The sequence below is a fragment of the Enteroscipio rubneri genome, assembly GCF_002899715.1.
In the GTDB taxonomy this organism is placed as follows: Bacteria; Actinomycetota; Coriobacteriia; order Coriobacteriales; family Eggerthellaceae; genus Enteroscipio; species Enteroscipio rubneri.
In genome coordinates this window covers 1-9,133 of the sequence record NZ_PPEK01000027.1, presented here as the reverse complement: position 1 = coordinate 9,133, position 9,133 = coordinate 1, and the positions used below count along the sequence as shown (strand labels likewise).

General features: G+C 53.1%; 9 protein-coding genes. 4 read left to right on the top strand and 5 right to left on the bottom strand.

Going from position 1 to position 9,133, the window contains the following annotated elements; genetic code table 11:
* Positions 1-100 precede the first annotated feature (100 nt).
* The 3 genes from C2L71_RS11720 to C2L71_RS11710 are packed head-to-tail and all read left to right on the top strand — an operon-like array spanning position 101 to position 5,887.
* Positions 101-1,042, top strand: coding sequence for a DNA methyltransferase (locus C2L71_RS11720; RefSeq protein WP_103265943.1), 942 nt, complete (start codon positions 101-103; stop codon positions 1,040-1,042).
* Between the two features lies 1 nt (position 1,043).
* The gene (locus tag C2L71_RS11715) at positions 1,044-4,088 is read left to right on the top strand and encodes a restriction endonuclease (protein WP_103265942.1); all 3,045 of its coding nucleotides are present in this window, start codon (positions 1,044-1,046) and stop codon (positions 4,086-4,088) included.
* 26 nt (positions 4,089-4,114) lie between these two features.
* A complete protein-coding gene (locus C2L71_RS11710; protein ID WP_103265941.1) occupies positions 4,115-5,887 on the top strand; it encodes a GmrSD restriction endonuclease domain-containing protein in 1,773 nt (590 codons plus the stop codon).
* A 69-nt stretch (positions 5,888-5,956) separates the two neighbouring features.
* Here the strand turns inward: C2L71_RS11710 and C2L71_RS11955 are convergent, their stop codons facing one another.
* The 4 genes from C2L71_RS11955 to C2L71_RS11695 all read right to left on the bottom strand — a co-directional run bounded on the left by C2L71_RS11955 (position 5,957) and on the right by C2L71_RS11695 (position 8,097).
* Positions 5,957-6,379, bottom strand: coding sequence for a hypothetical protein (locus tag C2L71_RS11955; protein WP_129588522.1), 423 nt, complete (start codon positions 6,377-6,379; stop codon positions 5,957-5,959).
* Positions 6,380-6,459: 80 nt separating this feature from the next.
* A complete protein-coding gene (locus tag C2L71_RS11705) occupies positions 6,460-6,828 on the bottom strand; it encodes a plasmid mobilization protein (RefSeq protein ID WP_103265940.1) in 369 nt (122 codons plus the stop codon).
* Between the two features lie 2 nt (positions 6,829-6,830).
* A complete protein-coding gene (locus C2L71_RS11700; protein WP_103265944.1) occupies positions 6,831-7,904 on the bottom strand; it encodes a site-specific integrase in 1,074 nt (357 codons plus the stop codon).
* Positions 7,891-8,097 carry a hypothetical protein gene (locus C2L71_RS11695; protein WP_039688987.1) on the bottom strand — a complete coding sequence of 69 codons (207 nt, stop codon included), beginning with the start codon at positions 8,095-8,097 and terminating at the stop codon, positions 7,891-7,893. The genes C2L71_RS11700 and C2L71_RS11695 overlap by 14 nt, the downstream gene beginning before the upstream one ends.
* 135 nt (positions 8,098-8,232) lie before the next feature.
* On the opposite strand from C2L71_RS11695, the gene C2L71_RS11690 reads away from it, so the two are divergent.
* Positions 8,233-8,646 carry a helix-turn-helix domain-containing protein gene (locus C2L71_RS11690; protein ID WP_103265939.1) on the top strand — a complete coding sequence of 138 codons (414 nt, stop codon included), beginning with the start codon at positions 8,233-8,235 and terminating at the stop codon, positions 8,644-8,646.
* 135 nt (positions 8,647-8,781) lie between these two features.
* Here C2L71_RS11690 and C2L71_RS12210 read toward each other — a convergent pair.
* On the bottom strand, positions 8,782-9,133 hold a 352-nt coding region (locus C2L71_RS12210; RefSeq protein WP_204600488.1), incomplete at its 5' end, for a hypothetical protein.

Here is a 9,133-nt window from a genome sequence, read left to right as displayed (position 1 = left end):
TACGTGGCCGAGAGCGAGTGGGGCTCGAGGCGCTATCTGGACGTGACTCTGCTGGAGGGGTAGCCGCACCGGACGGCGGGCTTATGAGGCTGTCGGAAAAGTGCGCAAGATTCTTGACGGTACCGGCCTTGTCCATTTCGGTGACGACGAATCTACTGCTCCTAATAACAAAACATATTTGAGGAATACGGAAAACCAAAGTCTAACAAGTATGATCTATCAAGATGGCCGATCTGCCTCAAAGCGGCTCGAGCGTCTTTTCGGCCAGAAGGTCTTCTCCAATCCGAAGGACGAGAATGTTCTTATAAAACTGTTTTCTGCATTCGGACTCAAAGAAGGAGATATCGTTCTCGACTTCTTCTCAGGTTCTGGCACAACGGGCGACGCCGTTGAAAAATATTCAATGGCTGCGGGCAAAAAGGTACGTTGGCTGCTGGTTCAGCTGCCTGAGAGTCTAGAGGACAATCTTCGCACTGCAGTTGGCTCCAACAAGAAGATTACAAAAAATGCTATTGATTATCTAGTCGCTAGAGGTTTAGAGCCTTCGCTGACCAGTTTGGCGGAAGAAAGGCTGAGGCTGGATTGGGAGCAAATCGAAGAGGACTTAGTAAATAGGAATTCATCGCTTTTCGATGGCGCTGACAGTGGTGTAGATGCGGGATTCCGAGTATTTGTTTTGGACGAGTCGGGCATAACGAAACCTGCGCCGGGTCAATTGGTTCTCGATCGCATCAAGCCTAACTATTCTGACGAAGACATAATATTTGAGATGATGCTTAAGTGGGGCCTCGAGCTAACGTATCCAATTGAAAAGACCGAAATCAATGGCTATGCATGCTACTCGATTGCCGGTGATGCGCTTATCTGCTGCATGAGGCCAGGACTGACCGTGCAGACCCTTAACGAGATTGCGGAGCTTGAGCCCGATCGCGTCTTGATGCTCGACTCAATCCTTGACGACACGCTGAAGCTTAACGCTTTGCAAATTTTCAAGCGTGTTGAGGAGCGCACTCAGAAGAAGATCGATCTGAGGACGGTGTAGGATGCCGGCTTTGGAATTTAAATATTCGGCAGAGCAGGAGCATCAAGTCGATGCCGTTGCTGCAGTATGCGATCTCTTCCGCGGCCAAGAGTTCATGTCGTCAGAGTTCACTGCAGGTACCGTTGGCGGCATGTTCAGCGATGCCATTGTCGTGGGTCATGCCAATAATCTTCGCGTTTCCGCCAGGCAGCTTGAGGAGAACCTCCATGCAGTCCAGGAGGACAACTGTCTTGCAAGGACCGAGGTGCTCACTGATGGCCGTCTGCGCGACTTCACTGTCGAGATGGAAACCGGCACGGGCAAGACCTACGTATATATCAGGACTATCTATGAGCTCAACAAACGATACGGGCTTACCAAGTTTGTAATCGTTGTGCCTTCTATCGCCATCCGCGAGGGCGTAAAGAAATCTTTCGAGAGTACCAAGAAGCACTTCGAAAGCCTTTACGACAAGAAGCCATTGGAGTTCTTCGTCTACGATTCAAAGGATATGGGGCCTGTCGGCAACTTCGCCACGTCATCCGCCATCCAGGTAATGATCATCAACATCGGCGCCTTCAACAAGGAGCTCGACTCCGACGAGAAGAAGGGCACAACAAACATCTTCCACCGTCCAAGCGAGAGGCTTATCGGTGGCAGGAGCCCCCAGGAGCTGGTGAGCTCCTGCAATCCCATCGTTATCATCGATGAGCCTCAGAGCGTCGATAACACAACCAAAGCAAAGAAGGCCATCAAGTCGCTCAATCCGCTCTTTGTGCTTCGTTATTCCGCGACCCACAAGGAAGCGTACAACATGCTGTATCAGCTGGGTCCTGTTGATGCGTTCCAGCGCGGTCTCGTAAAGGGCATTGTTGTCGACTCCGTGCTCTCCCAGGAGGATCTCAACGGTGCGTATATCCGTCTTGACTCCACTGATGGGCGCAGCGGCTATAAGGCAAAGCTGACCATCGACGTGAGACAGGCCGACGGCAGTCAGAAGCGCAAGGCTGTGACTGTCAAGTCTGGCGACGACCTCTATCAGAAGTCCAAGGAGAACAGCGACTACGAGAGCGGTTGGATCGTCAGCAACATCGGTACGGCTGCTGGTGACGAGTTCGTTGAGTTCCAGAATGGCGAGTATCTCGAGCCCGGTGACGTGCTGGGAGACGTAGCCTCCGAAGCCATCAAGCGTGCTCAGATCATCAAGACCATTGAGGACCATCTTGAGACACAGCTCAGGCTGTACAAGTTCGGCATCAAGGTCCTAAGCCTGTTCTTTATCGACAAGGTCGAGAAGTACCGACTCTACGAGCCGAGCGTTCACAACGGAGAATACGCCGAGATATTCGAGGAAGAGTACGCCCGCATTGCGACGAGCGACAAGTGGCAGAGACGCTACAAGAAAGCCGGCGTTCCGCTTCCCATCGATGGAAAAGGGCTGCACCAGGGCTACTTCGCCAAAGACGGCAGGGGCAAGTTTAAGGACTCGAAGGAGGGGGCAAGCACCAGCGCCGACTCCTCCGCGTTCGAGCTCATCATGCAAAAGAAGGAGACCCTCATTTCCTTCCCAGACGGAAAGGACCCCGACAAGGACGTAGCCTTCATTTTTAGCCATTCAGCCCTGAAGGAAGGCTGGGACAACCCGAACGTGTTCCAGATCTGCACCCTGGTGGAGACCACCGACACCCTGACCAAGCGCCAGAAGATTGGTCGCGGACTCCGCCTGCCCGTGAACCAAGACGGCGAGCGCAGTTACGATCCGGATGTCAACGTGCTGACCGTTATCGCGAATGAGTCGTACAAGTCCTTTGCGGACGGACTCCAGTCCGAGTTCGAGCACGAGGGTTATAAATTCGGCGTGCTCACGCCAGAGTCCTTTACGAGAATTGAATTCAAGAACGAAGACGGAGACGACGAGAAGCTTGGCTTCGAGCGTTCCGAGCAAATCTACAAGGCACTTAAAGCTGAGGGCCTGATTGACGGAAAGGGCGCCATCACGCCTGAATTGAAACAGGTTGCAGAGAATGGCGAGCTCGAGATGCCAGAGGGCCTCGAGATCGTCAAAGAGCAGGTCGAAGCCGTTATATTGCACAAGTCCCAGAAGCTGCAGATCAAGGACAAGGGCAATCAGGTCGAGGTTGAGCTGCAGAAGGATGTGTCCATGGACCCTGCTTTCCAGCAGCTTTGGGAGCGCATTCGCCAGACCACGCGCTTCGAGATGGATATCGACACTGATCTTCTTGTCGAGAAGGCCGTCGACGGCATCGCTCACATGCCGAAGATTAAGCCACTCGAAGTGATGAGCATTCGCGCAGGCCTCGAGGTCGGCGACGCTGGCGTCTCGGTTCGCAAGAAGAAGGACCTCTTCGGAGATAGCACCAAGGAAGACGATATCACTCGCTCCGTGGTCCGCACGGATATCGAGCGTGTCTACGACCTTCCTGATCCCATCTCCGAGCTTCAGGATGCCGTCGGCCTCACTCGTAAGACCATCAAACGCATCCTTGAGGAATGCGGCCGATTGAAGGAGTTCGAAGTTGATCCGATGACCTTCCTTGTTCAAGTCGCCGCGAAGATCGAAGCTGCGAAGAATGAGGTAGTTTCCCAGGGGATCAAGTACACGAAGCTCCCTGAGAGCGAGTGGTACACCATGGACATCCTGGCGGTTGAGGATTTGACAGCCTATCTTGACCAGAATGCTTGGAAACCGACCAGTGGCAAGAGCCTGTACAACTACGTTGTCTATGACTCGTCGACCGTCGAGAAGCCCTACGCGCTTGCTCTTGACCAGTCGGAGCAAGTGAAAGTATTCGCCAAGCTTCCGAGCAAGTTCAAGATTGACACCCCTCTTGGCAGCTACAACCCCGACTGGGCGTACGTCGAGGAGGTCGAGGGTAGGGAGCGTGTCTACTTCGTCATGGAGACTAAGGGCGGTGGAAACGGAACTCCGAACCTGAGGCCGACGGAGAAGGCGAAGATTGAATGCGCTCAAAAGCACTTTGATGCTTTGGCTATTGATGATGTCGTATACGACGTTGAGACAACGTACCACTATGCAAACATCTAGTTTGCGGTAGAAGAAAAAGATCTGCTATGGCTGAACCATTGTTTACAAGAGTTGACCGACCGGTTGGAAAACTAGTTAGCGACGTTATTGAAGGAAGAGTTGGCCTTCCTGATTTGCAGCGCCCCTTCGTGTGGAAGGATAGCGATGTTCGCGACCTGCTCGATTCAATGCTGCGCGGATATCCCATCGGATACTGCATTCTTTGGGAGGCTCCAGATGACCAGGAGGAGAAGAAAGTCTCCATCGGCTTGAATGAAAAGAACTATGCAACCCCTAAAGAGCTCGTCATCGATGGACAGCAGCGCCTTACGGCCCTGGTCTCATCCATGTACGGCGTGCCCGTAAAAGATCAGTCGTTCTCTGACAGGACGATTCGAATCGCGTACGACCCCATTGCGAGAGAGTTCCATACCTGGGACGCCGCTATTGCTAAAGACGCGAAATACATCCCAGACCTGAGTGCGGTGTTTGAGGCTAAAAGGAAAAACGAAGCTACCAAGTTCCGCCGTGAATACATCAAGCGTCTGAATGAGGCCAATGCAAAACGAGAAGTGCCAGAGCTGGATGATGACGGAGAAGCCGCCGTTGAAGACGGAATCAACGAGCTTCTGAACCTGGAAACCACCTACGTGATCCCCATCCTTTCGATTTCGAACAAAGCCGATGAGGAGCAGATGTCGCAGATCTTCATCCGCGTAAACTCCGGTGGCACGAAGCTGAATGAAGACGATTTCATCATGACTCTTCTTTCCGTATATGAGCCTGAGACAAGGCAGCGTATTGAGGACTGGTGCGAGGACAGCCACAAGCCAGGTGTCGGCACTTCCTACAACGCGCTTCTAACGATTAAGCCGAGCCATGTGATCAGGGCGACCGTTGGCCTTGGTTTCGGTCGTGGCAGATTGCGTTATGCCCGCCTCATCCTCAATGGTCGCGATCTGGAGACGCGCGAGACAAGCGTTGCTAAGCGTGAGGAGAATTTCGAGAAGTTCGACGCGGCCCTCGACAAGGTCCTCGACCTGAACGATTGGCATGCCTTCATCAATGCCCTCGGCGAGGCTGGCTACGTGAACGGGGGGATGGTCAGTTCCGAGAACACGATACCTCTGACTTACGCAATCACGCTCATTGCAAAGCACCGCTTCGGAATTACCGGCATGGAGTTGCAGCGCATCGCTAAACGCTGGTTCTCCATGGCGATTTTGACCCAGATGTACACGGGCAATTTCGAGTCGGTTTTCGAGCAGCAGATGAATTCTATCGACGAGCTTACCGATGCGGATGCTTTCTGCGCCTGGATCGAAAACGAAATCTCATCGCGTTTGACCGACGACTATTACGGTGTAACTCTTCCCAATGAGCTGGATAAAAACAAAGCAAGCGGTCCCGTCTGGAACGGTTTCCTTGCTGCCCAAGTAGTGCTGGGATCTCGCGTGCTCTTTAACACCAGCACCGTGGCGCAACTTCTCCTACCCGCAAGCAGCGGTACCAAGAAGGCATATGACAAGCATCACCTGTTCCCAGCGAACTTCCTGAAGAACGGTCCTTACGAATACGCCAAGGATCGTCGAGCAAATTTCGTTTGCGTCGACTATCAGAAGAACATTTACATCAGCGACGAAGATCCGAAAATCTACGTCGCAAAGTTCAAAGAAGCGCTGGGCGATGAGGCATACAAGACCTCGTGCACTGAAAATGCCCTTCCGCTTGGATTCGAGAATATGGAATACCTTGATTTCCTGAAGGAAAGGCGCGTCTTGATGTCGCAGATGATCAAGAACGCTTTCTCAAGGCTGTAGCGATATCGAAGCCAAAATCACAAGTGCCCCCGTCAAGGGATGGGGGCACTTGTGTCGTATTGCATATTCTCACGAAATGCAAATTGCATGCTCTTCCAGGAAAAGCGATATATGCTCTCCCGATTCTTGTGAGTTGCTTAGAGAGATATATGTTTCTCCTGCGCAAATTCCAGCAATTTCAACACGAGAGTAATAGGGAGACTCGCTGCAGCTTTCTCCGTTTACGCAGACTCCATCAATGAGTTTTCGGGCATCACCAGAACATTTTCGAGCTCGCACTCCTAAAGCAACCCTTTCGACTAGGATGTCGCATTCTTCGAAACGCAGGATGATGGGATAGTGCCATCCCGACGCCTCGTCGAAAGCGTCGCGCGTCGCGTAAGCCTCCACAAAGTACTGAGGAGAAGGAGGAGCAATCGCATCAGGAATGGAAGAGCAATCTGATGTATCGCCATACAGGGCGACGGTGATTTCGCATCGCTTGTTATCCATAATTGCTCCTTTCGTTCCTGGGTGCTTCGAGGATTCTACGGCGCTAACTTGCTAGCCTTTGTCCCCACAAACGGACACCCTCACTCTCTTTTCAAATCCCATACGCTTTGGTTTTCGATATCGATTTCGGCGGGCTCCTCAGATGACTCTAGCCCGGCAAAGATGTTGGACAGTATGAGCAGTGTTTCCTCAACGGAGGCACTGAGTTCGCCTCCTGCGCGGATTCTGAGCAGCTGCTGGTAGATTTCCGCCATCGTGCCCTTCAGGGCCTTGTAGACCCTCGTAGAGGGTCTTACGACTATCTCGTGGTCCATCAGTTTGGCCATGATGAAATCCTGCTTGTCCATCCCGCTCAACTTGGCCAAATTGGTGATCTGCTCGTATTCCTCCGGACTCACTCTGAAGGCCATGGTCTTTGACCTTTTGCGTGCAGAGTTGGGGCAGGGCATAGCTAGCCTTCCTTGGAGCAGTCAAGGGCGTTGGCGATCTCGGTCTGTTTGTTCGGGAAGAGGTGAGCGTAGCGATAGGTGATATCGGTGCTCTCGTGACCAACGCGATCGGCGATTGCCAGCGCGGAGAAGCCCATCTCGATGAGCAGAGAGACATGGCTGTGCCTCAGGTCGTGGACTCTGATCCTCTTGACGCCGGATTCCTTGCATCCGCGCTCTATCTCGTGCGTCAGGTAATACTTCGAAACATCGAAGATGCGATCGTGGGGACCGAGGTCGCCCCTGAATTCTTCCAGGTACTCCTTCATCTCCTCGGCGAGGAACTTGGGCATGGCGATCCTTCGCACGGAGTTCGGGGTCTTCGGTTCGGTGATGGTGTCGATTCCCTTCAAGCGCTGATACGACTTCGTGATGCTGAGCTCCGAGGTCTCGAAGATGAAATCGGATGGGGTGAGGGCGAGCAATTCTCCGCAGCGGATGCCGGTCCAGTAGAGGACCTCGAAGGCATAGTAGGAAAGAGGCTTGTCCATGATGGCCTCCGAGAACCTCAGATACTCCTGCTTCGTCCAGAAGTTCATCTCTCCGCCTTTCTTCGAGCCCATCTTCGTTACCTTCCTGCAGGGGTTGCCCGTCAGGTCGTAGTAGCGCTCGGCATGATTGAAGATGGCATTTAGCTGGTTGTTGATGGTCCTGAGATACGTGGCCGAGTACGGCTTGCCATTGGCATCCTTGTGGTCGATAAGCTGGTTCTGCCAGCGGACGACGTCGATGGGCTTGATCTCGGACATCCTCATCTTCCCGAAGAAGGGGATGATCTTGTCCTTGATCATGTACTCCTTGGTCAGCCAGGTGTGCTCCCTGATGCGGGGCTTGATCTCGGTGGCGTACACGTCGACGAAGTCCGCGAAGGGCATGTCCATGGTGCCGTTGTGAACCGCTAGGAAGTCCTTCTCCCACATGAGCGCCTCGAGCTCGGTGGCGAAGCCCCTCTTGACCTTGTGCCGCTTAGCGCCCCTGCCGTCTCGGTAGAAGCACTGGGAGTAGAACGTCCCGTTCTCGCTTCTATATACGGGCATCTTCATCACCGGCAAAGAATCTTGCTTCGAAATGATCGGAGCGGACGCGGCCCTTGACCACCGCACGACCCTTCTTGATCTGCTCCTCGTTCATCTCCTGGATGATCTTGTAGGCGAACCCTTTCGACATGTTCAGCCTCTGTGCGACCTGCTCTGCGTTGAGCATGGTTGGCTTGCCTTCTTCTTGGTTCATTTACCCTCCTAACATCGTACGATTACGTACGTTTGATATGAGCGAATCATAATCGTACGGTTTCGTACTGTCAAGAAATTGCGTACGTTTGCGTACGGTGCTAGAATTACGAGGTTTAGATTTTCAGGAGGGAAGATGACGACTGGCGAGAAGATCAGGCATTACCGCAAGCTGCGCGGGCTCTACCAGGGGGAGCTGGGTGAGAAGATCGGCGTCTCCGAGGGTGCGATCCGTCACTACGAGACGGATTTCAGGACTCCCAAGCAGCCTCAGATCGAAGCCATCGCCGAAGCCCTCGACATCTCTCCGCTTGCCCTGAAGGACTTCGGCGTGGAGAACGCTCGTGACCTTCTGGGCCTCCTTCTGCAGCTGGAGGATGAGTTCGGAATCGTGCCCGCTGAGGATGGCTCTGGTCTTTCTATCGACACGTCTGCTGAGAAGGCGCCCAAGACGACTCAGATGCTCAAGGCCTGGGCTGCGAAGCGAAACGAGTTGGAATCCGGAGAGATCACGCCGGAGGAATACGCCGACTGGAAGGCCAAGTTCTAGGAGTAAATATTTACTGAAACGTGAGCAGGTGGCTTTACCCCCGCAATTGGGAGTGAAACACCTGCTTTTCTTATGCCTGAAACCCACCATTCGAAGCGTGCTGAAGCCGTTGGAATCGCTTGGGGGAGTAAATTTTTACTCCCCATTGTTGACCTGCGGTTTTGTTGAAAAGCCACCATATTTCGCCCCGTTGAGTTTCAGTTGAGTTTTGGGGCGCATTTCGGTCAGCTGGGACAGGCAACTGGGACAATTTACTCCCTCAACGAACCTTTTACTCCCCGTCCGTGGGGTGCCGCCATGTCCGCCCTGTACGGCAATTGGGAGTAAATCTGCATAAAACAGCAGGTCAAACGTGTAAAAAATGGTAACGTACAATTTTTTGCGCACTTTGACAGCAGGATAGCGTCCAGATAGGAAGGAGGGCACGGCCCGCCCCGGTATGATTCGAGTTGTCGAGACAAGAAGCATATTGGAGGAGAGCCATGCC